At 63.2% G+C, this 26,068-nt stretch carries 21 protein-coding genes and 6 pseudogenes; 13 read left to right on the forward strand and 14 right to left on the reverse strand.

Annotated elements, in window-relative coordinates:
- Window positions 1-54: 54 nt before the first annotated feature.
- Both ACVMIM_RS09185 and ACVMIM_RS09190 read left to right on the forward strand, forming a co-directional pair.
- Window positions 55-282 (forward strand): annotated as a pseudogene (locus ACVMIM_RS09185) (cupin domain-containing protein); the annotation flags it as partial.
- 6 nt (window positions 283-288) lie between these two features.
- A complete protein-coding gene (locus tag ACVMIM_RS09190; RefSeq protein WP_476117460.1) occupies window positions 289-465 on the forward strand; it encodes a hypothetical protein in 177 nt (58 codons plus the stop codon).
- Between the two features lie 39 nt (window positions 466-504).
- Here ACVMIM_RS09190 and cyoD read toward each other — a convergent pair whose 3' ends face one another.
- The 5 genes and pseudogenes from cyoD to ACVMIM_RS09215 all read right to left on the reverse strand — a co-directional run.
- Window positions 505-915, reverse strand: a complete 411-nt coding sequence (gene cyoD, locus ACVMIM_RS09195) for a cytochrome o ubiquinol oxidase subunit IV (protein ID WP_476111685.1) — start codon at window positions 913-915, stop codon at window positions 505-507.
- A complete protein-coding gene (locus tag ACVMIM_RS09200) occupies window positions 912-1,580 on the reverse strand; it encodes a cytochrome (ubi)quinol oxidase subunit III (RefSeq protein WP_476111686.1) in 669 nt (222 codons plus the stop codon). The genes cyoD and ACVMIM_RS09200 overlap by 4 nt, the downstream gene beginning before the upstream one ends.
- Complete coding sequence (cyoB, locus tag ACVMIM_RS09205; protein ID WP_476117156.1) at window positions 1,577-3,580, reverse strand: cytochrome o ubiquinol oxidase subunit I; 2,004 nt, start codon at window positions 3,578-3,580, stop codon at window positions 1,577-1,579. Before cyoB ends, ACVMIM_RS09200 begins: the two co-directional genes overlap by 4 nt.
- A 2-nt stretch (window positions 3,581-3,582) precedes the next feature.
- Window positions 3,583-4,488 carry a ubiquinol oxidase subunit II gene (gene cyoA / locus ACVMIM_RS09210; RefSeq protein WP_476111687.1) on the reverse strand — a complete coding sequence of 302 codons (906 nt, stop codon included), beginning with the start codon at window positions 4,486-4,488 and terminating at the stop codon, window positions 3,583-3,585.
- Between the two features lie 135 nt (window positions 4,489-4,623).
- Window positions 4,624-4,832 (reverse strand): annotated as a pseudogene (locus ACVMIM_RS09215) (hypothetical protein); the annotation flags it as partial.
- A 901-nt stretch (window positions 4,833-5,733) separates the two neighbouring features.
- On the opposite strand from ACVMIM_RS09215, the pseudogene ACVMIM_RS09220 reads away from it, so the two are divergent.
- A pseudogene (locus ACVMIM_RS09220) lies at window positions 5,734-5,875 on the forward strand (IS6 family transposase); the annotation flags it as partial.
- A 179-nt stretch (window positions 5,876-6,054) separates the two neighbouring features.
- Here the strand turns inward: ACVMIM_RS09220 and ACVMIM_RS09225 are convergent.
- The 3 genes from ACVMIM_RS09225 to ACVMIM_RS09235 are packed head-to-tail and all read right to left on the reverse strand — an operon-like array spanning window position 6,055 to window position 9,222.
- A complete protein-coding gene (locus tag ACVMIM_RS09225) occupies window positions 6,055-6,888 on the reverse strand; it encodes a TIGR01459 family HAD-type hydrolase (protein ID WP_476111688.1) in 834 nt (277 codons plus the stop codon).
- A 14-nt stretch (window positions 6,889-6,902) separates the two neighbouring features.
- Window positions 6,903-8,177 (reverse strand): FGGY-family carbohydrate kinase, encoded by a 1,275-nt coding sequence (locus tag ACVMIM_RS09230; RefSeq protein ID WP_476111689.1) that lies wholly within the window; start codon window positions 8,175-8,177, stop codon window positions 6,903-6,905.
- Between the two features lie 4 nt (window positions 8,178-8,181).
- Window positions 8,182-9,222: a class II aldolase/adducin family protein gene (locus ACVMIM_RS09235; RefSeq protein ID WP_476111690.1), complete on the reverse strand. Its 1,041-nt coding sequence runs from the start codon at window positions 9,220-9,222 to the stop codon at window positions 8,182-8,184.
- 189 nt (window positions 9,223-9,411) lie between these two features.
- Between ACVMIM_RS09235 and ACVMIM_RS09240 the strand changes: the two genes are divergently transcribed.
- The 8 genes and pseudogenes from ACVMIM_RS09240 to ACVMIM_RS09275 all read left to right on the forward strand — a co-directional run bounded on the left by ACVMIM_RS09240 (window position 9,412) and on the right by ACVMIM_RS09275 (window position 19,113).
- The gene (locus ACVMIM_RS09240) at window positions 9,412-10,194 is read left to right on the forward strand and encodes a DeoR/GlpR family DNA-binding transcription regulator (RefSeq protein ID WP_476111691.1); all 783 of its coding nucleotides are present in this window, start codon (window positions 9,412-9,414) and stop codon (window positions 10,192-10,194) included.
- Window positions 10,191-11,570, forward strand: a complete 1,380-nt coding sequence (locus ACVMIM_RS09245) for an FGGY-family carbohydrate kinase (RefSeq protein WP_476111692.1) — start codon at window positions 10,191-10,193, stop codon at window positions 11,568-11,570. Before ACVMIM_RS09240 ends, ACVMIM_RS09245 begins: the two co-directional genes overlap by 4 nt.
- A complete protein-coding gene (locus ACVMIM_RS09250; RefSeq protein WP_476111693.1) occupies window positions 11,567-13,123 on the forward strand; it encodes a sugar ABC transporter ATP-binding protein in 1,557 nt (518 codons plus the stop codon). Before ACVMIM_RS09245 ends, ACVMIM_RS09250 begins: the two co-directional genes overlap by 4 nt.
- Window positions 13,120-14,118 (forward strand): ABC transporter permease subunit, encoded by a 999-nt coding sequence (locus ACVMIM_RS09255; protein WP_476111694.1) that lies wholly within the window; start codon window positions 13,120-13,122, stop codon window positions 14,116-14,118. The genes ACVMIM_RS09250 and ACVMIM_RS09255 overlap by 4 nt, the downstream gene beginning before the upstream one ends.
- Window positions 14,119-14,201: 83 nt before the next feature.
- Entirely contained in the window at window positions 14,202-15,140 is a 939-nt protein-coding gene (locus ACVMIM_RS09260) for an ABC transporter substrate-binding protein (RefSeq protein ID WP_476111695.1), read from the forward strand.
- A 70-nt stretch (window positions 15,141-15,210) separates the two neighbouring features.
- Window positions 15,211-16,104 carry a sugar phosphate isomerase/epimerase family protein gene (locus tag ACVMIM_RS09265; RefSeq protein ID WP_476111696.1) on the forward strand — a complete coding sequence of 298 codons (894 nt, stop codon included), beginning with the start codon at window positions 15,211-15,213 and terminating at the stop codon, window positions 16,102-16,104.
- Window positions 16,105-16,488: 384 nt separating this feature from the next.
- Window positions 16,489-16,614 (forward strand): annotated as a pseudogene (locus tag ACVMIM_RS09270) (ABC transporter permease); the annotation flags it as partial.
- A 339-nt stretch (window positions 16,615-16,953) separates the two neighbouring features.
- Entirely contained in the window at window positions 16,954-19,113 is a 2,160-nt protein-coding gene (locus ACVMIM_RS09275; protein WP_476111697.1) for an amylo-alpha-1,6-glucosidase, read from the forward strand.
- A gap of 324 nt (window positions 19,114-19,437) precedes the next feature.
- On the opposite strand, the gene ACVMIM_RS09280 is transcribed toward ACVMIM_RS09275, so the two are convergent.
- The 3 genes and pseudogenes from ACVMIM_RS09280 to ACVMIM_RS09290 all read right to left on the reverse strand — a co-directional run bounded on the left by ACVMIM_RS09280 (window position 19,438) and on the right by ACVMIM_RS09290 (window position 21,201).
- Window positions 19,438-19,611: a hypothetical protein gene (locus tag ACVMIM_RS09280; RefSeq protein WP_476111698.1), complete on the reverse strand. Its 174-nt coding sequence runs from the start codon at window positions 19,609-19,611 to the stop codon at window positions 19,438-19,440.
- Window positions 19,608-19,982: pseudogene (locus ACVMIM_RS09285) on the reverse strand (ABC transporter permease subunit); the annotation flags it as partial. The gene ACVMIM_RS09280 and the pseudogene ACVMIM_RS09285, both read right to left, overlap by 4 nt.
- Before the next feature lie 736 nt (window positions 19,983-20,718).
- Entirely contained in the window at window positions 20,719-21,201 is a 483-nt protein-coding gene (locus tag ACVMIM_RS09290) for an IclR family transcriptional regulator domain-containing protein (RefSeq protein WP_476111699.1), read from the reverse strand.
- Between ACVMIM_RS09290 and ACVMIM_RS09295 the strand changes: the two genes are divergently transcribed.
- Window positions 21,164-21,484 (forward strand): hypothetical protein, encoded by a 321-nt coding sequence (locus tag ACVMIM_RS09295; RefSeq protein WP_476117461.1) that lies wholly within the window; start codon window positions 21,164-21,166, stop codon window positions 21,482-21,484. The genes ACVMIM_RS09290 and ACVMIM_RS09295 overlap by 38 nt on opposite strands.
- Window positions 21,408-21,578: pseudogene (locus ACVMIM_RS09300) on the forward strand (FMN reductase); the annotation flags it as partial. The gene ACVMIM_RS09295 and the pseudogene ACVMIM_RS09300, both read left to right, overlap by 77 nt.
- A gap of 671 nt (window positions 21,579-22,249) precedes the next feature.
- Here the strand turns inward: ACVMIM_RS09300 and ACVMIM_RS09305 are convergent.
- From ACVMIM_RS09305 to ACVMIM_RS09315, 3 genes are read right to left on the reverse strand one after another with little or no spacing between them, the layout of a single operon-like run.
- Window positions 22,250-24,175: a (Fe-S)-binding protein gene (locus ACVMIM_RS09305; protein WP_476111700.1), complete on the reverse strand. Its 1,926-nt coding sequence runs from the start codon at window positions 24,173-24,175 to the stop codon at window positions 22,250-22,252.
- Between the two features lies 1 nt (window position 24,176).
- Window positions 24,177-25,145 (reverse strand): electron transfer flavoprotein subunit alpha/FixB family protein, encoded by a 969-nt coding sequence (locus ACVMIM_RS09310; RefSeq protein ID WP_476111701.1) that lies wholly within the window; start codon window positions 25,143-25,145, stop codon window positions 24,177-24,179.
- Window positions 25,146-25,148: 3 nt separating this feature from the next.
- Window positions 25,149-25,913: an electron transfer flavoprotein subunit beta/FixA family protein gene (locus ACVMIM_RS09315; RefSeq protein ID WP_476111702.1), complete on the reverse strand. Its 765-nt coding sequence runs from the start codon at window positions 25,911-25,913 to the stop codon at window positions 25,149-25,151.
- Window positions 25,914-26,068 lie beyond the last annotated feature (155 nt).

The following is a 26,068-nucleotide window of genomic DNA, read 5'->3' on the forward strand; positions in this document are numbered from 1 at the left end:
TCTGCCCGTCACAGCGAGCGCCCAAATCGAAGTTGGGAGCTCTCTTGGTCAATGATGCCGCCGAACCCCGCATATAGACAAAGGTTCCAAGGCAAACCGCGACCCGGTTTGAAGCCGCTCCGCCATCACGTGGGCGCGTGGCGTCGAGAGACCGAAACCTTCCGGGTCATCCGCGGTACATATCGTTTCTGGTGCGGGGAGGACCAGTTCGACGCAGTTCCTGGAACAGTTGTGCACCCCCCGAACGTTCGCCACGCCTGGAGAAACATCAGCGATGAGCCTGGGCAGATGTTCGGGATCGTGACGCCAGGCGGCTGTGAGCAAATGTTTATCTATCGAGCAGTCCCGAGCAGACACCCCGAGAAGATAGCGGCTATTGAGGCAAGCTATGGCATCGAGAATGACGAGACGATTGCGCTCGCAATGACGCTCCCCGAAACTGACGCTCCGGCTTCGGATGATTGACCGAACGACACCCACTTAACCTCCGTTGGATTTCTGGCCCTATGGCATCATCTTGGCTTGGTGGGCACTCATCGGAGCCATATTGTGGTTGAGGTGGGTCATGATCCACACGGAACCGAGCACGACAAGGGCTACAATCAAAACGCCGAAAGCGAGGGCGAGGACATTGTTCGTATTGTCGGGCCCCGTGGTGATGTGCAGGAAGAAGACGAGGTGCACGCCCATTTGCGCGATGGCTAGCACCGTCAGGGCCGAGATCACCGCTGGCTGGTAGATCAGGTCGGTTTGCGCGGCGAAAAATGAAGCGACGGTCAACAGGGTCGCCAAGCCGAAGCCGAGCAGGTAACCCGCAAGGCCTCCGACGAGCTCGTGTTCCTCCATGCGCTCTTCACCCGGTGCCGCGTCGCGATGATCGAGTGCCTGCTCGTTTCGAGTGTCCGTTTCGCTCATGGTGATGCTCCCAGGAGGTAGACCAGCGTGAAGATGGCGACCCAGATGATGTCCAGCGCGTGCCAGAACAGGCTGAAGCAATGCACCCGGCGCAATATTTCGGGCCGGAACCCCTTCACCCAAAGCTGAGCCATCATTGTGCCGAGCCAAAGCAGGCCGAGCCCGACATGGGTGCCGTGGCAGCCGACGAGGGCAAAGAAGGCGGAAAGAAAGGCACTGCGCGACGGGCCGGCCTGCTCGTTCACCATCGCTGCAAACTCCTGCACTTCCAGGAACAGGAACGCCGCGCCAAAAAAGCCGGTGACGAGTAGCCAGAATTGCGCGGCGGCCATCGATCGGCGATGCGTCGCAAGCATTGCCAGGCCGCCGGTGAAGCTCGATGTCAGCAGCAGACCGGTCTGCGCCGCGACGCGCGTGAGCTCGAACAGATCCTTGCCTGTCGGTCCGTCCGCCGTCGCCTTGGAGAGGACAGCGTAAGCGGCAAAGAAAGCCGAGAACATGATGATGTCCGACAGGAGGAAGATCCAGAATCCGTAGGCCACGGTGACGAATTTCGAGGCCGGTCCGCCTTCGCCATGCCCGGTCGCCGAGAGCAGGCCATGGCCGTGGCTGCGGCCCAGCCGATACGGATCGCGTGGTACGCTGCCGGCCGTGATGTCACTCATCCCGGGCGCTCCCGTCTACGCATCCATGCAAGCTGCGCCGCCCGGCTGGCGCGATCGATGCGCTCGACCTCGCTGGCGGGAATCTCATAGTCGCCATGCTCGCGCCATGCGAACACGACGAAGGTGATATAGGCGCCGATGAATCCGACGATCGCCAGCCACCAGATGTGCCAGATCAGCGCGAAGCCGATCAGCGTGCTGAAGAAGGCGGTGACGAACCCCGTCGGGCTGTTGCGCGGCATCTCGATCGGTTCATAGTGCTCTTCGGTTTCCGGCGTCTGGTCGTCGACCGCCCTTTGCTTGATCGTCCAGTAGGGCTCCTCGTTTTCGACATGCGGCAGCCGCGCATAGTTGAACACGGGTGGCGGCGAGGGCGTCGACCATTCCAGCGAGCGACCATCCCACGGATCCCCCGTCTCGTCGCGCAACGCGTCGCGATGCCTGATCGAGACGACGAGCTGCGTGACCTGGCATGCGGCGCCGACGATCATCACCGCAATGCCGAAAACCGCCACCATCAGCCACGGTGTCCAGAGGTCCATGTCGATGTGCTGCAGGCGGCGGGTCATGCCGAGCAGGCCGACGATGTAGAGCGGCACGAAGACCAGCATGTAGCCGGCGAGCGTGAACCAGAATGCTGCCTTGCCCCAGCCTTCATGCAGGCGGAAGCCGAAGGCCTTCGGGAACCAGTAGGTGAAGCCGGCAAAGGCGGCGAAGAGCACGCCCGAGATGATGACGTTGTGGAAATGCGCCACCAGGAAGAGCGAATTGTGCAGCATGAAATCGGCCGGCGGAACGGCGAGCAGCACGCCGGTCATGCCGCCAATGATGAAAGTGGTAACGAAGCCTAGCGCCCACAGCATCGGCGTGTCGAAGCGCACGCGCCCGCCATACATGGTGAAGAGCCAGTTGTAGATCTTGACCCCCGTGCCGACAGCGATGATCGAGGTCGCGATGCCGAAGGCTGCGTTGACGTCGGCGCCGGCGCCCATGGTGAAGAAATGATGGAGCCACACCATGAAGGAGACAATGCAGATGAACATGGTCGCGGCCACCATGGAGCGGTAGCCGAAGAGCGGTTTCGACGAAAAGGTCGAGAAGATTTCCGAGAAGATGCCGAACGCGGGCAGTACTAGGATATAGACTTCCGGATGGCCCCAGGCCCAGATGAGGTTGACGAACATCATCTGGTTTCCGCCGCCTTCGTTGGTGAAAAAGTGGAAGCCGAGATAGCGATCGAGCGTCAGCATGGCGAGCGTGGCGGTGAGGATAGGGAAGGCAGCCACGATCAGCAGGTTGGAAGCGAGCGAGGTCCAGCAGAACATCGGCATGCGCAGATAGCTCATGCCCGGCGCGCGCATCTTGAGGATGGTCGTCACCAGGTTGACGCCGGTGAGCAGGGTGCCCACGCCCGAGATCTGGATCGACCAGAGGTAATAATCGACCCCGACGCCCGGCGAATAGGTCGTCTCGGAAAGGGGAGCGTAGGGCAGCCAGCCGGTGCGCGCGAACTCGCCGACGACGAGCGAAATGTTGACGAGCAAGGCGCCGGTCGCGGTCAGCCAGAAGCTAACCGAATTCAGCGTCGGGAATGCGACGTCGCGAATCCCGAGCTGGAGAGGCACGGCGAAGTTCATCAGCCCGATGACGAAGGGCATCGCAGCGAAGAAGATCATGATGGTGCCGTGAGCGGAGAAGACCTGGTCGTAATGCTCCGGCGGCAGGTAGCCCGGCCCGTGAATGGCGAGCGCCTGCTGGGTGCGCATCATGATGGCGTCGACGAAGCCGCGCAGAAGCATCAGCGCCGCAAGCACGATATACATGACCCCGATGCGCTTGTGGTCGACGGACGTTATCCACGCGCGCCAGAGGTAGGGCCAGTAGCCTTTCACCGTTATCCAGACCAGCACCGCGGCGGCCGCCAGGAAGACGACAATCGCGGCACCCAGCGGGATGGGCTGATCGAAGGGAATGGCAGACCAGTCGAGCTTGCCGAGCATCGTCATCCTCCCATTTTCGGCTGCGGCTGTTGGGCAGGCGCCGGCATCCCCGCCTTGGGCTCGGCCTTGGGGCTCACCTGCGGCTCGCCGCCGGCCGTTTCGGCGGGACCCGGACCGGGGGGGAGCGTCTGGCGCACGATCGCGTCGAACAGGCCATCCTGCACAACACCGAACGAGGCCGGCGGAGCGTTGATGCTCTGCCGGGCAAGCTCGCCATAAGCGTGGGCGTTGAGCACGCCGCCGCCGCCATGCAACGAAGAGGCCCATCGCGCAAATTCGTCGGGCGACACGGCGCGCACGCGGAAATTCATGTCCGAGAAGCCGTCGCCGCTGAAATGCGCCGAGAGGCCGAAATAGTCGCCTTCATGGTCCGCCTGCAGATGCAATTCGGTCTGCATGCCGTTCATGACATAGACCATGCTGCCGAGCTGCGGCACGAAGAAGGTGTTCATCACGCTGGCCGAGGTCAGCCTGAAATGCACAGGAACACCGGCAGGGATCACCAGCTGGTTGAGCGTTCCCACACCCTGGTCCGGATAGAGGAACAGCCATTTCCAATCGAGAGCCACCACCTGGACATCCAAGGGCCGCTGGCCGGACTTGATCGGCCGGCGCGGATCGAGATGGTAGGATCCGTAATAGATCAGTCCGCCAAGGAAGAGGATGGTGAGCGTCGGGATCGACCAGACGATCAGCTCGATGCGGCCGGAATAGGTGAATTCCGGATCGTACCGCGCCCTGCGGTTCGTGGCGCGGAATATCCACGCAAAGGCCAGCAATGCGACCAATGTCGGGACGACGATGACCAGCATCACGACAAGCGAGTTCAGAAGGATGGTCCGGTTGCCGGCGCCGACCGGTCCCTGCGGATCGAGCACGCCTCCAGCGCAGCCAGCCAAAAAAGACAACGGAGCTAGTACGGCTCCGAGGCCCTTTGTCCCACTAGCTTTCGATAATAACACTGGACGATGCCGGGATATCTGGACGAGGTTTCACGCGCCGGGACTAACCTGGCGACGTGCCGAATGTTCCCTAGGCCGGCGTTAGCCCGGAAGCGCGTAGGCAATTATAGCGTCTCCCGCCTTTGTGCCGGTCGATCCATGTCCGCCTGCAACAACTACCAGATATTGCCGGCCGTTCGCGGCTTGGTAGGTGGATGGTGTCGCTTCCCCGCCCGCTGGCAGGCGGCTGCGCAGATCTCGAGCCCCGTTCGTAGATCATAGCCGCGAACATAGTCGTCCATCGTACCGCTCCGCTCGGATGGTGAGTTTTTGTTGCGTGAATCCTTAACCGGAATAGGAATTAGCGAAAGACAATCGGCGAGGGGGCTCGTGCCGATTTACCAACAAGCTAAAGGAGGCGGCATCTTCAGTTCTTCAGATCTCGCCCTGCTCGGCCGCGAATTCGATAAATTGAAGAACGAACATCAATCCCCGAGCGACGTGAAGCTCTGGCGTCTCGCCTTCTGGCCAACTACCTGCCAGGCATCAGAGACGAGGCGGAGCTGCTCTCGGTATCCAAACTGCCGCTCGGGCGCTAGATCATCTGAACGCAAACCAGAACTCAGCGGAGTCGGCCTCGTCGGTACCTCGTATTCACTCCATTTCTTCCTGTTCCTCGCGGACTTCGCGACCGGTCCCTAAGCGCGCGGCATCCAGGGCGTTTCTGCGACCGCAATTTGGTGGCCTCTGACCACTTCGCCTTCCATGATCTCCACCACAAAGCTCTTCATACTGCGCTCCGTTCGTCGCAGATGAACGACGACTTCCAAAGCTTGTTCCTATGTGGACTGGCTGGCACAGGACCGAATAACTGGAAGCGGTGTTCCCTCAGGTCGCTTTGTCGACCAGCGGAATCGTCCGCTTCGGAGGGATGTAGCGCGTGACCAGCTTGAGGGTGTCGGCATTCACCGTCACGGGCGCCCCGGGATTGACAGCCACCTGGCTCCCATCGACTCGCGTCACGTCGCCGTTCTATCGGCTGGCCTTTCGTCACATTCCTCAAAGAGATGTGGCTGCGAAGAACCGCTATCAACATGGGGCGAGTCTGTGTTGGATCGCATCGTGGAGGGTCCTCGAGAACGCGAGCGATAGACCGGCATCGATAATAGTATGCTCGCGCGGGCTCGATCCGCGACAGTTGGAGACGGCGTTCGCCCGGCGCGGCCGATGCTCGGCTTCAAGTCGTTCGCAAGCGCGACTGCAACCTGGCCGGGTCGAGATGTTCCATATGATGCGCAAACGACAGGCGAGATACGCCTACAATCCTGATCCGTCTATCGCTGGACAGTTTGAATCATTGCCGCGGCGTCAAGCTCTTGGTGCCAGTTTCTGTGCCGGGACTGAAATTTGCAACGGAGCCGAAAAGCTCGCCACCGCTACCATCAGCCGAGGCTCGCCGTCTGGCAAACACTCTCGCCGGGAGACCGCGAATAGCCGTCTGGATTGGATCAAAATCGATGCTGCAATTCCCCGTCAACGCCAGCGAAACGCGTCCAGTATGTAGTCGGGCCACGCGCCCAGCTCTTGGAAAAGTCCGGCAAGGCCGCCGCTGTCGGCCAATATCCCGGACAGAACCAGCGCGGTCGCCACGCCGGCGGCTTGTCCGCCGGCGATATCGTGCTCGACACTGTCGCCGACACAGATCACGTCGCCACGATCCGGATTTCCCGCAAGCGCGAGCGCCGCTTTGTAGATCGCCGGATAGGGCTTGCCGATACGGGTGACGTTGCCGCCGAGGCGTTCGTAAAGGTCGGCGATTTCGCCGGCGCCGAGGCGCGGCCCGACTGCGGTCAGCATTATCCGATCCGGATTGGTGCAGAAGCACGGCACCTTCCGCGCCGCCGCCGGGCCGAGAAGCCCGCGGTAGTGATCGATGCCGTAGCGGTCGCCTTCGCTAGCCGCGATCAGCACCAGTTCGGCGTCGTCGCCGCGCTCGGTCAGAACGAGCGGCAGGCCCTCGATCGCAGAGCGGTCGCCATCGCGGCTGATCAGCAGGCATCTTGTGCCGGCCCGCAGCGTGCCTCCGCGCGCCATGTCCGTGAAGATGCTCCAGGCCACTTCGCCCGATGAGACGAAATGGTTCCAGCTTCCCGCCTCGAAGCCAAGCCTCAGCAGCCGCCTCTCATTGGGCTCCGCCCGCTTGCCGGAGTTCGAGATCAGCGCGACCGTCTTGCCGGCCCGCTTCAGCGCCGACAGTGCTTCGACCGCGCCAGGGTAAGGCTGCTGCCCATCATGCAGCACGCCGAACTGGTCGAGCAGGAACACGTCGTAGCGCTCGGCGAGCGCGCCGATCCCGTCTAGATGCATGGCGTGTTTCAGACTCACAACAGCCCCGCTTCGCTTGCACCCTTGAGCGCCAGCCGTGCCGTACCGGCCGCTGCCTCGTCGGAGAGCGCAGGCCGGAATTCGACGCCGAGCTTTCGTTGTCGGATTGCGGTCCAGGCGGCATTGGCGGCGCCACCGCCGACGCTGCGCACCGATGTCAGCCGGGGTGCGCCGAGTTCGGCAAGCCTCCGGTAGCCGAGCTCTTCGACGGCCGCGATCCCCTCGAGCATCGCCTTCAGATAGTCGGCGTCGGATTGTGGTCGGGGCAGGAGCTGCGGCTGCAGCGCCGGATCGGCAATGGGAAAGCGCTCGCCGGGCGAGCCGAGCGGATAATAGTCGAGGCCGGTCTCCGTGGCGGGATCCATCGTCGCGCTGAGCTCGATGATGCGGGCAAGCGAAAAATGCTGCGCCAGCACCTTGCCGCCGGTGTTCGAGGCGCCGCCCGCCAGCCAGGCTTCGCCAAGCCGGTGGCTGTAGATGCCGTAGCGCGGCGCCGAAATCGGCCGGTCGGACAGGACCTTGATGGTCAGCGACGATCCAAGCGCGGTGACGCCGTCGCCAGCGGTCGCCGCGCCCGTCGCCAGGAAAGAGGCGCAGCCATCGGTTGTGCCGGCAACCAGCGCGACGTCGCGCGGCAGCCCGAACAGATCGACGGCGGCGGCCGTAAGCCTGCTGGTCACGGCGCCTGGCCTGACGACGGTCGGCAGAAGCTCCATGCGCATGCCGGTCGCCGCGATCCATTCCGGCCAGCGGCGCGCCTCGGCGTCGTAGCCGGTCTTCAGGCTGTTGTTCTCGTCACTGACGTCGAAGCGGCCCGAGAGTTGTCCGGCGATCCAGTCTGCCTGGTGTAGCACGGCATGGATGCCTGGCAGGCGCTGGAACCAGAGCGCCTTTGCGAGACCGGATGTCGCCCCATGCGCGGCGCTTGCTTCCGGCGCCGCGCCGTCGATCGCGGCAAGGATGGCCGCATCCGGAACCTTGTCGTTGTACATTAGCGGCTCGGCCAGAGGCCGACCGGCGGGGTCGATCGGAAGCAAGGTGCCGGACGTGCCGTCCACCGCGATTGTCCGCACCGCTCTGCGATCGATTTGCGAGAATAACTCCTGCAATGTCGCTCCGACCGCGGACCACCACACGGCGGGATCGCGGCCGTTCGCTCCTAAGCGCTCGAGCGGCGCGGCGGCGGTCGCGGCGATGGAGAAGTCCGGACGCATCGCAACGGCGCGCGATCCGGACGTGCCGATGTCGATGCCTATTGCAAGCGGCACCATTCACCTAACCCGCGGCGTTGAGTTTCTGGCGATACTGCTCTGCATCCCAGTTGACCAGCTCGTCATTCTCGGCGGCGGTGAGATAGTTCAATCGCGCCGCGATGTCGATGCGCGCTGTCACGTCGGCGAGGCAGCGCTGCATGGCGTCAGCGCCGGAGCTGGCGTCGCCGCGCATCAGCACGCCGGCGCCCGAAAAGAGGATCGCGACGGGGTTTGCGCCCAGCCGCCTCACGACGTCGGCGACCTGTTCGCCGGGCCTTGCCACCACGGAGCCCCGGCCAAGGAAGATGACGTGGTCCGGATAGAGGCTGCCGGCTTCTGCGATGCGGCAGCTGTCCGGGTCGAGCGCCACCGCATGCGCCTCGACATCCGCCGGTAATCGGTAGCCGCTGCCGCCGGCAAGCGCCGTCAGCGCCGCGATGTCCGGAACCGCCGCCTGCCGCGTCTGGCGGGCCAGGAGCGATCTTACCCGATGCAGCAGGCGCTCCGCCTCGGCCACGGTATCCGCCGCGACGACCAAGCCATGATTGCCCAGGATCAGCACGTCGACCCCCGGCCGGAGGCGTTCGGCAATGCTCTGGGCAAGCGGCAGGCCCGGCCGGCGATAGGGGACATACGCCCACGCGATCCCCTGAAGACGCCGCCCGACCTCGGCCTCGCAATCGGCCTGGACGGCAAGTGAGATCGTCTCGACGCAGTGGACATGCAGCACCACCCGCTGCGGCATCAGCGCATGCACGGTGGTCTCGATCGATGGCCGCAAACCGCGCGGATTGAGGGCATCGATCGCGAAGGCTTGCGGCTTGTCGGCGCTCGGATCGCGTCTTTCCACCGCCTCGATGAGCGGACCCATCGCCACCGGCACCATGATGTCGTCGGTCAGCGCGTCCTTCAGCCATGTGCCGGAGGCCTTTATCCACAGTGTGTCGCCTGCCTTCAGCGACGTGTTGCCGCCGGCTGCCTGGGTCAGGTGCGGATCGGCGCCGATGCCGGCCGAAAGCGCCCGCAAGGCATCCAGCTCCTGCGCATCAACTGTGGTCGCCATGGCGATCTTCCCCCAACGGCTCGGTCGGTCTCGCACGATCTCCCGTCAAGGGAGAACGATGCTGATATCGCAGATGCGATCGATCTACGTCAACTGTGATCTACTATCATCAAAACTGGCTTGCAATCCGCCCGGTGTTGAGTAAGTTGCGCCAATTGCCGTGCAAATGGCATTGTCGGGAGGAAAAAATTGAGCGACTCCGGCCGCCAGCGTCAGATCGTCGAGCTATTGCGGGACCGGCCGTTCGCTTCGGTGCGCGAGCTGCAGGAGCGGCTTGGCGTCTCGGCGGCGACGATCAGGCGCGACATCGACAAGATCGACGAGGCCGGCGAGGCCAGGAAGGTCTATGGCGGCATCTCGGCGCTCGATGGCGCCTCGCAAGCCGGCATCGCCTATGCCAGGCCCTATGACGAGAACCGAGATCTGGCGGTCGATGCCAAACGGCAGATCGCCGCTGTCGCCGCCACCATGGTGCGCGACGGCGATGCGGTCATCGTCCATGGCGGCTCGACCTGCTTCCATCTCGGCGTCAAGCTCGCCGACCGCAACATCCGCCTCTTCACCAATTCCATGCCGCTCGCCGCCTATCTCAGCGACCATGGCCACTGCAGCCTGACCATCGCCGGCGGCGATCTGCACCGCGAGCCCGGCATCATCCATTCGCTCACTCAGGCCACGCCCTTCTATGCCTCGAAGTTCTTTCTCGGCGCGCAGGGCCTCGGCCATGAGGGCGTGCTGGAATCGCATCCGCTGCTGGTGCGCTCGATCGTCGATCTCAGTCTCTGCGCCGACCAGATCGTGGTGCTCGCCGACAGCCGCAAGCTGTCGATCCATGCTCGCAACGTCGCGCTGCCGCTGTCGCGCATCGGCACGCTGGTGACCGACGACGGCCTTTCCGACGCCGATGCGCGCATGCTGGAAGATGCCGGCGTCACCGTGCGTATCGCCTCGCCTTCGGGAGCCGTCCAGTGAAGTTGGCGGTGCTCGATTTCGGCAAGACCAACTCGAAGCTGTTCGTCTTCGGCCAGGACGGGCGTATCCTCGACGAACGGCGCACGAAGCCCGACTGGATACGCAAGAACGGCCTCAGCGTGCTTGACGAATCGGCCCTACGTGACTGGGCACTGGAAGCCGTCGACGAAGCCGCCGATGCCCACGGCATCGAAGGTCTGATGGTGTCCGGCCATGGCTGCACCTTCGCGCTGGTCGACGATACGGCGCTGACGCATCCAATCCTCGACTATGAGCAGGAGCCGCCGGCCGCTATCGCGGCGCGGATCGATCGCCGCATTCCCGATTTCGCCGAGACCCTTTCGCCCCGCCTTCCGCTCGGCTTCAACTATGGCCGCCACATGCTGTGGCTGAAGGAAGTGGAGCCCAGCGCCTTCGCGTCGGCGAAGGCGATCCTCGGCTATCCGCAATATTGGAGCTGGCGCTTCGGCGGGCGCGCCGTTTCGGAAGTGTCCTATCTCGGCTGCCATTCGCATCTGTGGGCGCCGCGCAAGCGTGACTTCTCCTCGCTGGTCGATGCCGAAGGCTGGCGTGGTCAAATGCCTGCCTTCGCGCGCGCCGGCGCCGTCACCGGCGAGCGGCGCTTTGGCCGGGCCGGCAAGCCGGCCGCCATTCACAACGGCGTCCATGATAGCAACGCCGCGCTCCATGCCTATCGCCGGCAGGAACTCGGGCCGCTCACCGTAGTGTCGACCGGCACCTGGGTGATCGTGCTCAACCCGGACTGTCCGCTCGAGGCGCTCGACCGCGAACGCGACATGCTGGTCAATGTCGACGTCGACGGCGGCCCGGTGCCCACGATCCGCTTCATGGGCGGGCGCGAATTCGCAGCGATCAGCGGCAACTGGCAGGGCGCGATCGCGCCGGCCTCGATACAGCGCGCGATCGACTCCGGCGCCATGGCTCTGCCGAGCTTTGCCCCGGGCGGACCGCTGCCAGGCCGGACGGGCGAAATCGTCGGACCGGTTTCAGATGCCGGGGAGCGGGCGGCCGTGGCACTGCTCTATGTGGCATTGATGATCGATCTGTCGCTCGATCTGATCCGTTCAATCAACACCGTCATCGTCGACGGCGGGCTGAACACCGGCGGTCTGCTTGCTGCGCTCCTGGCTGCGCTGCGGCCGGGCCAGGCCTTCATACAGGGCGCCACCCTGGAAGGCAGCGCCACGGGCGCCGCGGCGCTCGCCTTCGAGAGCGTTGGCCGCGAGTTCGCCGCCGAGACTCCGGAGCCGGTACGCGCCGCGGACTTCAAGGGTCTGGACCGCTATCGCAACGACTGGCGCGGCCTCGTTGCCGGGCGCGATCTTGCTGGCGCAGCGGCAGGAGGTGCGCAATGAGCGCCGCCGCCCGCATCGAGACGCCGCAAAGTCCGGTGCTGGAGATGCGCCACATCTCCAAGACCTTCGGTCCCGTCCGCGCCTTGCAGGACGTGTCGCTCACCGTCAATGCCGGCGAGCTGCATGCGCTGATGGGTGAGAACGGCGCCGGCAAATCGACGCTCATGAAGGTACTGTCCGGCGCCTATCGGCCGGATGCCGGCGGCGAGATCCTGATCGACGGCGCGCCGGTCGCCACCGGCGATCCGATCAAGGCCCGCGCCCAGGGCATCGCCGTCATCTATCAGGAGCTGTCGCTGGCGCCAAACCTGACGGTGGCGCAGAACATCTTCCTCGGCAACGAGCCGCGCAGGTTCGGCGTCGTCGATCGCGACCAGTGCAATCGCCGCGCCAAGGAAATCATCGAGCGGCTCGGCGTCACCTTTTCCGCGCGCGCTCTGGTCTCCAGCCTGTCGCTCGGCGAGCGCCAGCTGGTCGAGATCGCCCGCGCGCTGTCGACCAGCGCCCGCATCATCGTCATGGACGAGCCGACCACTTCGCTGACCTCGCGCGAGACCGACCGCCTGTTCGAAGTGATCGGGACGCTGAAGGCGCAGGGCATCGCCATCATCTACATCAGCCATCGCATGGAAGAAGTGTACCAGCTCGCCGACCGCGTCAGCGTACTGCGCGACAGCGGCTATGTCGGCACGCTGGAACGTGCCGATCTCAACGCCTCGCGCCTGGTCTCGATGATGGTCGGCCGCGATCTCTCGGCCTTCTACAAGAAGGATCACCGGCCGCCGGACAGCCGGCGCCGCGTGGCGCTGTCGGTGCGCGGCATGTCGGACGGCCGATTCCTGAAGGACTGCTCGTTTGATCTCTACCACGGCGAGGTGCTGGCGCTTGCGGGACTGGTTGGCTCCGGCCGCACCGAGCTCGCGAGGCTGATCTTCGGGGCCGACCGCCGCAGCGCGGGCACGCTGGAGCTCGACGGCAAGCCGATTGCCATCGCTTCACCGCGCGAGGCGCTGGAGGCCGGCATTGCTTACCTCACCGAGGACCGCAAGGAACTCGGCCTGTTTCTCGACATGTCGATAGCGGACAACATCAATATGGGTGTGCTGGCGAAGGACGCTCGCGCCGGCGGTTTTCGCGACTTCACCGCCGCCGATAGGCGAGCGGCAAAGGCCATTGCGGACCTCTCGATCCGCGCCCGCTCGGCGCAGGCCATTGCAGGCTCGCTGTCGGGCGGCAATCAGCAGAAGGTGCTGCTTGCCCGCCTGTTGGAGACCGAGCCCAAGGTCGTCATCCTCGACGAGCCGACGCGCGGCGTCGACGTTGGCGCCAAGTCGGAAATCTACCGGCTGATCGACAGCCTTGCCGGCAGGGGCATCGCCATCCTGATGATCTCCAGCGAACTGCCCGAAGTGATCGGAGTGGCCGACCGCGTGCTGGTGATGCGCGACGGCGCCATCGCCGGCGAGGTGACGGCGTCGGAGGGCATGCCGCTGCGCCAGGAAGAGATCATGGAACTTGCGACGGGTGCGGCCCAGGAAGGACCGACAAGATGACCGACAGCTCAACAGTGGCGAAAGCGGCGGATCAGGCAGTGGTCAGGAGCCGGCGGCTGCGCACGGCCTTCGCAGCGCTCGGCATGTTGCCGGTTCTGGTCCTGCTTGCCGTCGGCTTCCAGTTCATCAACCCGCGGTTCCTTACCGGCACCAACCTGCTCATCGTCAGCCAGCAGTCGTCGATCAATATCGTGCTGGCCGCCGGCATGACCTTCGTCATCCTCACCGGCGGCATCGACCTCTCCGTCGGCTCGATCCTTGCGGCCTCGGCGATGGTCGCGGTGCTGGTCTCGCTGGTGCCGGACTGGGGCATGCTGGGCATTCCGGCCGCCATTCTGCTCGGCCTCGGCTTCGGCGTCATCAACGGTGTGCTTGTCGCCTACATCAAGCTGCCGCCCTTCATTGTCACGCTGGGCTCGCTCACCGCCGTGCGCGGCGTCGCCCGCCTGCTCGGCGAAGACACCACCGTCTTCAACCCCGACCTGCCTTTCGATTTCATCGGCAATGGCTCGCTGTTCGGCATTCCGTGGCTTGTCATTATCGCGCTGACGGTGGTGGTGCTGTCCTGGCTGGTGCTCAAGCGCACGGTGCTCGGCACCTGGATTTATGCCGTGGGCGGCAATGCCGAGGCGGCGCGCCTCACCGGCATCAAGGTGCCGCTGGTGCTGCTGTTCGTCTATGGCGTGTCTGGCCTGCTCGCGGGTCTCGGCGGCGTCATGTCGGCGGCCAGGCTCTACGCCGCCAACGGCCTGCAGCTCGGCCAGTCCTATGAGCTCGACGCCATCGCCGCCGTCATTCTCGGCGGCACCAGCTTTGTCGGCGGCGTCGGCTCGATCTGGGGCACGCTGATCGGCGGGCTGATCATCGCCGTGCTCTCCAACGGGCTCATTTTGGCCGGTGTCTCGGACATCTGGCAGTACATCATCAAGGGTTTGGTCATCATCGTGGCGGTCGCCCTCGACCGTTACCGGCTCCAGGCCGGAGCAAGAACGTGATTGACCTTGGTCGCCGGCCAAGATGAGCCGGATTGTGTGTAACGCACCGTGAGAGGCGCGGGGCAATTGGAGGAAGCAAGTAAATGAAGACCATCGCCAAACTTCTCTGCGGCGTAGCCCTCGCGGCCCTCGCCATCGCGCCGGCATCGGCCAAGGACCTCAACAAGGTCGGCATCTCGGTCGGCCTGCTCGGCAACCCCTTCTTCGTGGCCACCATCAAGGGCATCGAGGACGCGGCCAAGAAGATCAATCCGAAGGTCGAGGTGACGTCGGTGTCGGCAGACTACGACCTCAACAAGCAGGTCTCGCAGATCGATTCCTTCATCGCCGCCGGCGTCGACGTCATCATGCTCAACGCCGTCGATGCCAAGGCGATCGCGCCCGCGGTCAAGAAGGCGCAGGCGGCCGGCATCGTCGTCGCGGCCTTCGACGTCTCGGCGCCGGGCGCCGACGTCACCGTGATGACCAACAACGTCAAGGCCGGCGAGGAAGCCTGCCAGTATCTGGTCGACCACACCGGCGGCAAAGGCAACTACGTCATCCTCAACGGTCCGGCCTCGTCCTCGATCCTGGAGCGCGTCAAGGGCTGCAAGAACGTGCTTGCAGAGCATCCAGACATCAAGATCCTGTCCGACGATCAGAACGCCGAGGGCTCGCGCGACGGCGGCCTGAAAGTGTTCCAGTCGCTGCTCACCCGCTTCGATAAGATCGACGCGGTGTTCGCCATCAACGATCCGACGGCGATCGGCGCGCAGCTCGCCGCCAAGCAGCTCAATCGCTCGGAATTCATCATCACCGCGGTCGATGGCGCACCCGACATCGAGAAGGAGTTCGCTTCCGGCACCTCGCTGATCAAGGCCTCGGCCTCGCAGGATCCCTATGTCATGGCCGGCCAGTCGCTGACGATGGCGGCCGACGTGCTCGCCGGCAAGAAGCCGGCCGAGCCGACGGTGCTGCTCGATCCGAAGCTGATCACCGCCGAGAACCTGAAGGACTACAAGGGCTGGACGGCGGTCCGCTAAAAAGCCTGCTCCCAAGGCTGGCGCGGCCGGATCGGTCCGGCCGCGCCTCATTCATCGGACGGAGATGATCATGTCGCGCATTGGAATTCACTCTTTCGTCTGGTCTGCGAGTTCGGCGCAGGCGGATCTCGAACGGACCCTGGCCAACACGAAGGAAGCCGGCTTCGACCTGATCGAGTTCTCCTACCTCGATCCGGCCGATGTCGATATCGGTAGGCTGGCCAAAAGCATCGCCGATCTCGGCCTGGGCGTTGCGATCAGCATCGGCCTGCCGGCCGACGGCGACATCTCCAGCGCCGACAAGTCGGTCGCCGCCTGCGGTGTCGAGATCCTCAACCGCACCATCGCGCTCACGCGGGATCTCGGCGGCCAAAAAGTCGGCGGCATTCTTTCGACAAGCCACGGCCTACAAACCAAGCCGCCGACGCGCGATCAGTGGAACCGCAGCGCCGCAACACTTGCGAGGGTCGCGGAAACCGCCAAGGCTGCCGGCGTCACGCTCAATCTCGAGATCGTCAACCGCTTCGAGAGCAACCTGCTCAACACCGCCGCGCAGGGACTCGCTTTCATCGAAGACACCGGGTCCGACAACATTTTTTTGCATCTCGACACCTTCCACATGAACATCGAGGAGGCCGATGTTGGCCTGGCCATCCGTCATGCCGCGAAAAAGATCGGCTATGTCCATATCGGCGAGAGCCATCGCGGGTTCCTGGGCACCGGCAGCATCGATTTCGCCGCGATCTTCGATGCGCTGACAGCGATCGGCTACAGCGACGACCTTAGCTTCGAGTCCTTCTCCTCGGAGATCGTCGACGAGAACCTGTCGAGGAAGACGGCGATCTGGCGCAATCTGTGGACCGACAACATGGAGCTCGCCCGCCACGCACGCCGCTTCATCGCAGTTGGGATGGAGACGGCACGCTTGAAGGCGGAGCTTGTTTCGGTATCGCAGAGGCCGTGAGGTATCATTCCACGCGGGTATTCACCTGGCCGTAGGGGTCGATCAGTGTTCAATACAGTCGCAACAGCGGGGTGATACCGAAAGTCTGGCAGCGCGATTGAACAAAGCTGGTGATGAACGGCGTCGACAGAGGACCAAAATGCCACGAAGGCCCAGCCTGCGGCTACTTCTGCCCGAGACCTTAATGCCGAGCAAGTCCGTGCTCGGCATCAGTTCGGATTTCGAACTTCATATAATCGGCCGCCAGAAGGACCTTCCGGTAAACGCGATCACTGTCATCTCACGTCGCCGCTGCTGGAACGGCTGGCGCGGAAGGCCGCGAGCATTGGGTGCGGGTTGGCTGAGACGATCTCGCGCGCGAGCAACTCGCCGTCAATCAGTCCGGCGCTGACGCGCATCTTCCACGGCATCCTGCTGTTCTTCCTGCTGGCCGCCGACTTCTTCATATTCTATCGCATTCTCCTGGTGCGGCTGGTCAGGGATGCGCCTGCGCTCGAGACGGCACGGTAGGTGAGTCGATGGACCTGTTCATCGACGCCAGCGTCTTCGACCGCTGGCGGCAGGACACCTCCTGTCGACCGCCGAATCTCGAGGCATGGGGCGACGCGCGGAGGTGGATCCGGCGGCTGTGAGACAATCCGTCTTGGCGGCCGATCCCAAGCGGCTCGGCCGGGCTGATTCCTCGGACAATCACCCGGTTGCTGGTTGCAACGGCGATCGGTCTAATGGAACGGGATGAGGCGAAGCGACGAACAACTCGGGCCATCCCATGTGTCGCAGCGTTCCCCAAACTTGCCTGCGCCCCCTTGGACACCAGATTTATCTAGTGCCAGCTAAGTCTCGCTTCCCATGACCCTCGAAATCGCAATCGGCCCGCCACGCTTGGCTATTAATCAGGGCCGTAGCTTTTTGGTGACGGAACAGGACGGGCAGATCAATTGGCCGTCACATCAGGGCCTCTACGCTTCCGACACCCGGCTGGTATCGAGTTGGCAGCTCTATGCCAACGGCGAGCCATGGGACCTGCTTAACTCCGGAAACATCGCGCACTTTGCGACCAGAATTTATCTCGTCAACCGCGCCTTTGCCACCGAGACCGGGCCTGTGATGGCCGGCGACCTCGGGCTGCTGATCGGACGGGCCTTGGACCAGGGTGGCTTGCACGAGGATTTCGACATGGTCAACCATGGCCGCGAAACTGTCCAGTTCAACCTGGAAGTCGGGATTCGCAGCGATTTTGCCGATCTTTTCGAGGTCAAAGGCAACGACATCGTGCGCCGGGGCCGCATCACCACGACGTGGAACAACCGGAGTTCACGTCTCAGGACCTCCTACGCCAATCAGGACTTTCGCCGTGACGTCACTATCACGGTTCGTCGGACCCCGGCGAAGCCCGTTTATGCCAACGGCAGGATCAGTTTCGACATCAGACTGGAACCGGGTGCAACTTGGCACGCCTGCCTTCTCTATGACTTTGGGCAGGATCACGGAGCATTCGGCGCGCCCCGCGACTGCGTCGACAAATGCCTGACATCGAAGGCCGCAAAGCGCGTGGCCGGGTGGCGCCACCAAGCTTGCAAGCTCCACACCGCCAACAACGAGTTCCAGCAGCTCTATGACCAGGCGATCGACGACATGGCGGCTTTGCGTCTTCCCATCGAAGGCACCGACGAACTGGAGTATGTCCCGGCAGCCGGTTTGCCTTGGTTCGTAGGGCTGTTCGGCCGCGACAGTCTGATTGTCTCGCTCCAGAATGCCTTGGCGTATCCAGATTTTGCCCGGGGTGCTCTCGACGTCCTCGCTCGGTTTCAAGCCACCGCGAGCGATGATTACCGCGACGCCGAGCCGGGGAAGATCATGCACGAGCTCCGCACGGGGGAGCTCGCTCATTTTCAACTCATCCCCCATACGCCCTATTATGGCACGGCCGATGCGACGCCTCTTTATCTGATCGTGCTCCACAACGCCTGGCGCTGCACGGGGGACGCCAGCTTGATCGAGCGGCACCTTGCCACCGCCGAGAAGTGCCTGGATTGGATCGACCACTACGGTGACCGGGACGGGGACGGCTTCCAGGAATATGAGACACGATCGAAGCTGGGCTACGAGAACCAAAGCTGGAAGGACGCGTGCGATGCCCTCGTCTATCCCGACGGGACGCTGGTCAAGGGACCAAAAGCTCTCTGCGAGCTGCAAGGTTATGTCTATGATGCCTGGCAGCGCATGGCAGAGATCTTCGACGCTAGGGGCGATTTGAGACGTGCCGCGCAATTGAGAGCCAAGGCCAAGGCGTTGTTCGAACGGTTCAATGACGCCTTTTGGGATGAGGCATCCGGCTTCTATGCTTTCGCCCTCGATGGAGACAAGAAGCCGGTCTTGAGCGTCGCCTCGAACCCCGGCCATTGCCTCTGGTCCGGGATTGTGCCGCAAGAGCGCGCGGGCAGGGTGGTCGAGCGGCTTATGAGGCCGGACATGTGGAGCGGCTGGGGCATTCGGACGCTCTCGGCAGACCATCCCGCGTTCAATCCAAATTCCTATCAGAATGGCTCAGTGTGGCCGCACGACAACGGGCTGATTGCCTTAGGCTTCAGGCGCTATGGGTTCTTTGAGGAGGCTGCCCGCATCGCCGGCGACGTCAGCGGTGCGGCAAGCTATTTCATGCAGCATCGAATGCCCGAGCTCTACGCCGGCGCCACGCGGACGCCCACCACGTTTCCGGTTCAATATATCAAAGCCAATGTGCCCCAGGCCTGGGCGGCTGGATCCACCTTCGCTTTTCTTCAGGCCATGATCGGGTTCCAACCTGATGCCCCCAATGGGAAACTGCACCTGGATCCCTGGCTGCCAGATTGGATGCCAGAGCTTGTGTTGAAAGACATGCGCTTAGGCGCTACCCGGCTCGACATCCAATTCTGGCGCCAGGGAACCGAGACACATTGGGAAGTCATGAGAGGCGACTCGGCACTCGTGGCGCCGCGGTCCTGTGCAAGGGGGCCTCGCTTGACGTGAGGCGCCTCCGGTAAAAGCTGCTGTGGATGCCGGGGCGATTGTGTTTGTCAACTTGCGGTAGCCTTGGCAGCCTCATAGAACCGGCTTGAGCCCGGGCGACGTGACGAAGCTCCCGGCGCCGGTCCGCGATGGCCACTCACGAATGTCGAGTTGCTCGACTTATGCCGGTCCCGTGCTGTCTTTTTTCCGCCAGGCGAAAAGACGAGGCGTTCGGCACGGGCATGACTTCCTGTGATGTTGCTTCGGCCTTCCGCGCCTGGCTCCCGAATGCCTGCCTGGCGAAGGTGTGGTCGCATACCCCATCTGGGCAATAGATCGAGCCGATCAGATTGCCAGCCAACTCGCAACATGGTCGACTTGCCCGATCGCGAGGAGCCGAGGATCGAGATCACCTCGCCTTCCAATCGCCTCCAGTGAGATTCCCTTCAGCACCTCGAAGGCGCCGAAGCTCTTGCGCAGATCCGTCAGACGCACGGCCGGTCTGATTTGGTCGGTCACAAGGCTCCTCCTCTCCCGGTCGCCGCAGCCGCCCGAGGCGGCCGCAGTTCGGCGCTCAGGTATTCCGCCAATCGAATGAGCCGCGTGACGACAAAATTGATGAAGCGATGGATAGCGGCCGCCACGATCGTCAAGGTGATGACGGAGGCCAGTGCCGTCGACTTTATCATCAAGATGAACTCGTTGCGCCGGGAAGCGTGGCGCAAGGCGAGCGGGAACACGATCCGGTAGTACAGGGTGAAACGCGACATGCCGCATGCCTGCGCCGCCTCGACCTGGCCGGAAGGAAGCGACAGCAACGAGCCTCGAACGATTTCGCTGGAATAGGTAGCGGTGTTCAGGGTGCACCAATAAGGTTCGCGCAGGACAGGTTATAGAAAGCTGGCCCGCACGGCGCCCCGAAGCGGAATTGGCCTGCCGCGAAAGGTATGCATGTGGTGGGTCCGACCGTATGGAGGCTACGCATCTCTAGCTAGCAGATCGCTGCCTATTCCAAATCAAGCGTCGCCGCATAAGGGGTCAGGTACATGTTCAGGATCTCACAACTGGCGAGTGGACCGGCTCGGAGGCTCCGACAACATCAACCCGTCCGATACCAGTGATGTGGTCGGGCGCGATGCCAGCTTTAACTGCCTGACCTGCGAAACTGACATGATGGAGCGGAATGAGAACCGCGGCTCCTGCCGCTCGTGTAGGTGAAGGGCAACTTTAGAGGTTATCTACTCCCTCAGGTTCTTGAAAGCTTTCGAAATTTCTGCGCCTCACCTCTGCAACGTTCTCTCGCGCTGCACTATGGCCAAGGCTCCTCGCCAGCGCCCGTCGCTTGCTCGGCCAGCAGGGCACACCCCACGCTGCAAACGAACTCGAAGTGAATAGAAACTGGCGCCCTGCACGTTGCGAGAATCGGTGACCTTAGTTGTGCCGCGACTTTGCGGGTGGATTACGGTCTGGGCGTACGGACAGGATCGTTTGGCGATCCGCGATATGACCTCGGGTCGGGGGTCGGCTACCACCGATCTCCCGTGGGAACAACTCTTTGTGCTCGAATTAGAGCGGATCCTTGCAGTGCAAAAAGCTGTTTCGGGGCTCCGGCCGCGCTTAGGCTTTTTAAATATAGGGGATATAGCTTGTGGTTCTTTGGCCGGCATCGCTAGAGATATCGCGGGCCAGAGACTTTATCGCCATAGCGTTTGGCCCTGCCAGATCGTCATTCAGGATTCCACGCAGGCCCATTACCGTTATCCCCGCAATGATTGTGCCGGTATGGTCAAAAATGGGAGCCGAAATCGCAGTGTAGTCAGATAGTAGGTTGGCTCGGCTGCGACTAATCCCTTTCTCTCTGATTGTCGCGACGAGTTCGCGTACTTCCTTCCAACTGCGCGGGACGTCGACCAACTCGGTCGGCGAAGGGCGCTGGGACAGGTCCACCAGCTCCGCATCAACCTGGGCGGATGTCATGCCCTCCGGAAGATACGCCAGGAAAAGCCGTCCTAAAGCAGACCTCAGGATCGGAAGTAACACTGCCGACGCGGAGTTCGAAAACGGAGCGACTGTGGATACCATCGGCCCGAAAGACGATCGTCGGGCCATGATTGCCCCAAACGCCGAGAAAGACGCTGTGCCCGATGTCGTTTGCCAGTCCGACGAGCCGATCGCGGGAGGCTGTGAAGATGTCGAACTGCTCGAGGCCGGCGATTCCAAGTTTCAGCGTATATGGACCAAGGCCATAGTGCCCGGTGTTGGCATCCTGATGAACCACTCCGATGCCGAGCAGGCTGACAAGATAGAAATGCAGTTTGCGGCCGCTGTTCGGCTTCTTCGAAGCCTTCACGCTGCCGAAGGCTATCTATGCGACCGACAAGGATTTCATTGATGGTGTGCTCCGGTCCGAGCTTATCCTGAAGCGGGCGGCGCAGGCCGTCGATGGGATCGCCGTTCTACTCGCTGACAATCCGGGGTCGGAATAGCGGCCGAGTAGTCATGCGGCGGTGCTGCAGCGGTAAGCCGTAGAGTCTCGCTTGCATGGCCAAGGACCGCATTAGGGCGGATGTAAGGTCTGCCATGCTGTTGATCACCGCAAAAGCGGCCTGACTGCGTGCGGCCCCTAACCAGTCGCGTTCATACCAGGTCCACAAGCAATCAGTGCCACTTCTTGGGAGGTGAGGCCTGACCCGATTGGATTGAAATTAGCCCTCCTCCTGGTCCGTAGGTTCGCCAGACCATACGAGAGCATACGAAGGAAATGGGCTGGCGAACCATCCGCTAATGTATTGATTTTCCGTCGAAAACGATGACCCTCAGAGACTAATATCGTCGTTGTTCGCCAACGGGTTGCGAAGCAGTTCGCCAAAGTTGATTCAAGAAGCTGATTCTGCCACTGTGCATCGCATTTATCCCCGGAACGGCAGCTTTGCGCGCCTCAAGTCGGATTTTAGGCGCAGTTCCGCGCAGCCTGAAAGCGGACATTGTGAGCCACACGGCTAGCAGACTTGCCCAAAGTTCATCCCGACTACGCGGGACTTCCCATCTCCGGCATTGAGCGGTGCCTGAATGGGACGATGATCGTCTCGAATCGGGCGGCTTCGGGCGCGACGGTCTGGTTGCCGGAATGCTGGTTCGGCATCAAACCAGAAAACCATCAGGCACTAGATGCCTCGCGCAGGTTGATCAATTCGGCCACATCGAGGATCCTCAAACTGCTTGCCACGCCAAGCGCGTCGGTGGCGGCGGTGTACATGACCTTGTCCTTGGGACAGGCGACGACGAAGATGCCGACACCCAGGCCAAGCGCCTCGCGGATGCGATTTTCGCTGGGACGTTCCTTGACGCCGTCGTCGCCCTGCCAGATGCGGCCGCCCCCGGCGCCGCAGCAGAAGGAATTCTCGCGGCAGCGCGGCATGTCCTGAAGAGTATAGCCCGCCGCCTTGATGAGGTCGCGCGGTGCATCGAAGCCGCCATTGTAGCGGCCGAGATAGCAGGGATCGTGATAGGTCACCGTGGCGCCGCCGGCCTGGGCGATGTCAAGCCTGCCCGCCGCGACCAGTTCGGCAAGCAGCGCCGTATAGTGAAGCACCTCGAACTCCTCGCCAAAATGGCGATAGTCGTTTTTCAGCGCGTTGAGGCTGTGCGGATCTGTGGTGACGATGCGGTTGAAGCTGCATTCGCGGATCGCGTCGATGTTGGATTGGGCGAGCGTCTCGAACAGGCCTTCCTCGCCGGCGCGCCTCACGTCGTTGCCGCTGTTGCGCTCGGCATCGAAGAGGATGCCGAAATCGACGCCGGCGGCCGTGAAAAGCGCGGCGACCTTGCGGGTCACGTCCTGGACGCGCGGATCATAGGATGCATAATCGCCGACGAACCACAAAACGTCGACCGGTTCGCTGCGCGCGTCCTTGACCGGAAAGCCGAGCTCCTTCGTCCAGCGCGCCCGCATCTTCGACGGCTTGCCCATCGAGTTTCCCAGCCGTGTGAGGTTCGACAGCGCGTCCTGAAACATGGGGCTGACATGGCCTTCGTCGACAAGGTGGCGCCGCATGTCGATGATCTTGGGCAGATGCTCGATCTCGACCGGGCAGGCCTCCATGCAGGCGCGGCAGGTCGTGCAGGCCCACAGCGTCTCTTCGGCGATCACGCCGCCGACTAGCGGGCCGGCCGCATCGTTCGCCAGCGCGTCGCGCATGTCGGTGATCAGCATCTTGGGGCTGAGCGGCAGGCCCGAGGCGTAGGCTGGGCAGACCGCCTGGCAGCGTCCGCATTCGGTGCAGGTCAAGAGGTCGAGCTGCTGCTTCCAGTCGAATTGGCCGAGTGAGGCGACGCCCGGATTCTCGCGCTCTGCAGGCACGGCGGGCACGGTGCCGGCCGGTTCGAGATTGCGAAAATAGATGTTGGGCGCGGCCAGGAACATGTGCCGGTGTTTCGAGCCCGGAATATAGACGAGGAAGGCGAGGATGGCGCCGACATGGATCCAATAGGCGATCCGCTCCGCCGGATGGGCCGGAACGTACAAGGCGCGCAGCAGGTCGGCCATCAGCGACGCGACCGGCCGCCATGCTCCATCCGCTCCGCCGACGATCCGTGCGCCGGCCTCGATCAGCAGGGATGAGACGATGACCAGGATGAGCACATAGATGATCGCCGCATCGGCACCGCTCGATCCCCTGAACCGCGCCGGCTTCAGGACGTAGCGCTGGTAGACGGCTAGGCAGAGGCCCGCCAGCATCAGCACCGCGAACACATCCTGGAGCAGCGCGATCCAGCTGTCACCACCGATCGGCGCCAGCGAAAAGCCGGGGAACAGGCGCGAGCCGAACGCCTCGATCGTAACGGTGAACAGGACGAAGAACGAAACGAAGATCAGCGCGTGCAGGATTCCCGACAGCGGCTTGCGCAGCATCTTGCGATGCAAGCCGATCGCGATAGCCACGCCTTCCAGGCGGCGCCAGGGCTGGTCGAAGCGGTTTGCGCCAGGCGCCTGCGCCAACGCCACGATGTAGCGGCGGGAGCGCCAGACCGTCAGCGCGATAGCCGCCAGCGTGACGATCCACAATACAGGCGTTTCGCTCATGTCAGCGGTCGGACGCCGCCTGCAGCCGCTCGCTCAGATTGGCGACGAGATCGAACAGGTCGCAGGTCGCGCCGAAATGCGCGACGTTGAAGATCGGCGCCTTGGGGTCCGTGTTGACGGCGATGATGAGGTCCGACTTCGACATGCCTTCGAGGTGTTCGGGAGCGCCGGAGACGCCGAGCGCCAGATAGAGCTTCGGCTTCACCTTCTGGCCGGATTTGCCGACCTGCCGCACCTTGGGCAGCCAGCCGCTGTCCACCACCGGGCGGCTGCCGGCGATCTCCGCGCCGAGAATATCCGCGAGCCCGCGGGCTATGTCGATGCTGGCCTCGTCGCCGATGCCGCGGCCGACGCAGACGATCCGCTCGGCGGTCGTGAGGTCGACGCTGTCATAGTTGGGAATATCGACGCCGACGAGACGGACCTTGCCTTCGGCGACGATTGGCGTGGCGTCACGGTGCTGCACCTTGGATGCGTCGACCGCGCGCCGTTCCGCCTCGGCGAAGGCGCCGGGATTGACCATCAAAATGGCCGGCAGGGATACGCTGCATTCGGCGAGAATCTTGCCGCCATAGACCTGCGCGATGACGGTCAGCCGGTCGCCGTCGCGGCGAATTTCGTTGGCATAGGAGACCAGCGGCCAACCGGTGCGCGCCGCGAGATCGCCGGCGACATCGAGCCCATTGGCGGAGTAGGGCACCAGCACCAGGTCGGACTCTTCGGCGGCAACGGCATCCTTAAGCAGCCTCGTATAGGATTCGGCGGCGATGAGCTGGGAATCGCCGACGCTCGCCGCGATGAGCCTATCGGCGGCGCCGAGGTTCGAGACGGCGGGCTCAGGGTCCTGCCCGGCGAAGAAAGCGACAACCTCATCGTCGGCCGCTCCTGCCGTCCGCGCGGCCGTGATCATTTCCAGCGAAAAGGGCTCGAGCTTGCCGAACGAGCCTTCAGTGCAGGCGACAATCCGCATCGCTCAAACCCCCGCAAAGCCTTTGGCCGCCAGGATGCTGGCCAGCCTGTCGGCGACATTTTCGGGATTGTCTCCGAGATTTTCGCCGGTACCGCGCTGCCCAGGCAATCTCAGCGCGACGATCTCAGCCGATCGTTCGAACCCCGCAGGTTGGGATGGCGCCTTGCCTATGGCCGTCTTCGACGCCTCTCGTAGCTTGCTGCCCGAGACATAACGTGGCGCCTTGGAAGCGGTCTGCACGCCGATCACCGCCGGCAGCGCGATCTCGTAGGTCGCGGCGATGCCGGCGCCGCGTTCCTGCGTCACGCGAAGCGCCGAGGCGTCGATGCCGATCCGGCTGGAGCCGGAGACATGCGGCCAGCCGAGCAGGGCGCCGGCATAGGGCACCAGCTGGCCGAAGAGGTCTTCGGTCGACTGGACGCCGCACAGGACGAGATCGGCGGCCTTGGAGCGGGCGAGCGCGACGATCGAACCGGCAATGACGCGCGAGTCGATCATGCCATCCGCTTGCGCATCAAGCGCGATCGCCTCGTCCGCGCCGCGGGCAACCGCCATCTGCAGCACACGGTTGCTGCCCTCGCCAATGGCGACGGCCACGACCGTCGCGCCGACGGCTTCCTTCAGCAGGATCGCCTCTTCCAGCGCATGGTCGTCGAAATCGTTGAGCTGGAAATCCAGCCATTCGCGGTCGATTCCGCGGCCGTCGCTCGTCAGTTCGAGCTCGCCCGCGGAATCCGGAATCATTCGCAGCACAACGAGAATTTTCAAGCGTCGATCCTCCCCGGGCGTACCTCAACCTCCCGGTACCTGCGGCCTATTAGATCGCAACCGCTGCTGTGCCCAATCGAGAAAATCGTAATAGCAGCTATTACAACTCAGGTGATTGACCTTCGCGGCGATGCGTCCGCTAATCCGAAGCGTTG

The sequence above is a fragment of the Mesorhizobium sp. USDA 4413 genome (assembly GCF_056280365.1).

What these genes read in the sequence shown, in the direction of transcription:
- ACVMIM_RS09265 (WP_476111696.1), top strand. Translation starts at nt 15,211, where the DNA reads ATGTCGCGCATTGGAATTCACTCTTTCGTCTGGTCTGCGAGTTCGGCG.
- cyoB (WP_476117156.1), bottom strand. Translation starts at nt 3,580, where the DNA reads ATGCTCGGCAAGCTCGACTGGTCTGCCATTCCCTTCGATCAGCCCATC.
- ACVMIM_RS09190 (WP_476117460.1), top strand. Translation starts at nt 289, where the DNA reads ATGTTCGGGATCGTGACGCCAGGCGGCTGTGAGCAAATGTTTATCTAT.
- ACVMIM_RS09255 (WP_476111694.1), top strand. Translation starts at nt 13,120, where the DNA reads ATGACCGACAGCTCAACAGTGGCGAAAGCGGCGGATCAGGCAGTGGTC.
- ACVMIM_RS09250 (WP_476111693.1), top strand. Translation starts at nt 11,567, where the DNA reads ATGAGCGCCGCCGCCCGCATCGAGACGCCGCAAAGTCCGGTGCTGGAG.
- ACVMIM_RS09310 (WP_476111701.1), bottom strand. Translation starts at nt 25,145, where the DNA reads ATGCGGATTGTCGCCTGCACTGAAGGCTCGTTCGGCAAGCTCGAGCCC.
- ACVMIM_RS09305 (WP_476111700.1), bottom strand. Translation starts at nt 24,175, where the DNA reads ATGAGCGAAACGCCTGTATTGTGGATCGTCACGCTGGCGGCTATCGCG.
- ACVMIM_RS09230 (WP_476111689.1), bottom strand. Translation starts at nt 8,177, where the DNA reads ATGGTGCCGCTTGCAATAGGCATCGACATCGGCACGTCCGGATCGCGC.
- ACVMIM_RS09275 (WP_476111697.1), top strand. Translation starts at nt 16,954, where the DNA reads ATGACCCTCGAAATCGCAATCGGCCCGCCACGCTTGGCTATTAATCAG.
- ACVMIM_RS09260 (WP_476111695.1), top strand. Translation starts at nt 14,202, where the DNA reads ATGAAGACCATCGCCAAACTTCTCTGCGGCGTAGCCCTCGCGGCCCTC.
- ACVMIM_RS09235 (WP_476111690.1), bottom strand. Translation starts at nt 9,222, where the DNA reads ATGGCGACCACAGTTGATGCGCAGGAGCTGGATGCCTTGCGGGCGCTT.
- ACVMIM_RS09290 (WP_476111699.1), bottom strand. Translation starts at nt 21,201, where the DNA reads ATGGCCCGACGATCGTCTTTCGGGCCGATGGTATCCACAGTCGCTCCG.
- ACVMIM_RS09225 (WP_476111688.1), bottom strand. Translation starts at nt 6,888, where the DNA reads ATGCATCTAGACGGGATCGGCGCGCTCGCCGAGCGCTACGACGTGTTC.
- ACVMIM_RS09200 (WP_476111686.1), bottom strand. Translation starts at nt 1,580, where the DNA reads ATGAGTGACATCACGGCCGGCAGCGTACCACGCGATCCGTATCGGCTG.
- cyoD (WP_476111685.1), bottom strand. Translation starts at nt 915, where the DNA reads ATGAGCGAAACGGACACTCGAAACGAGCAGGCACTCGATCATCGCGAC.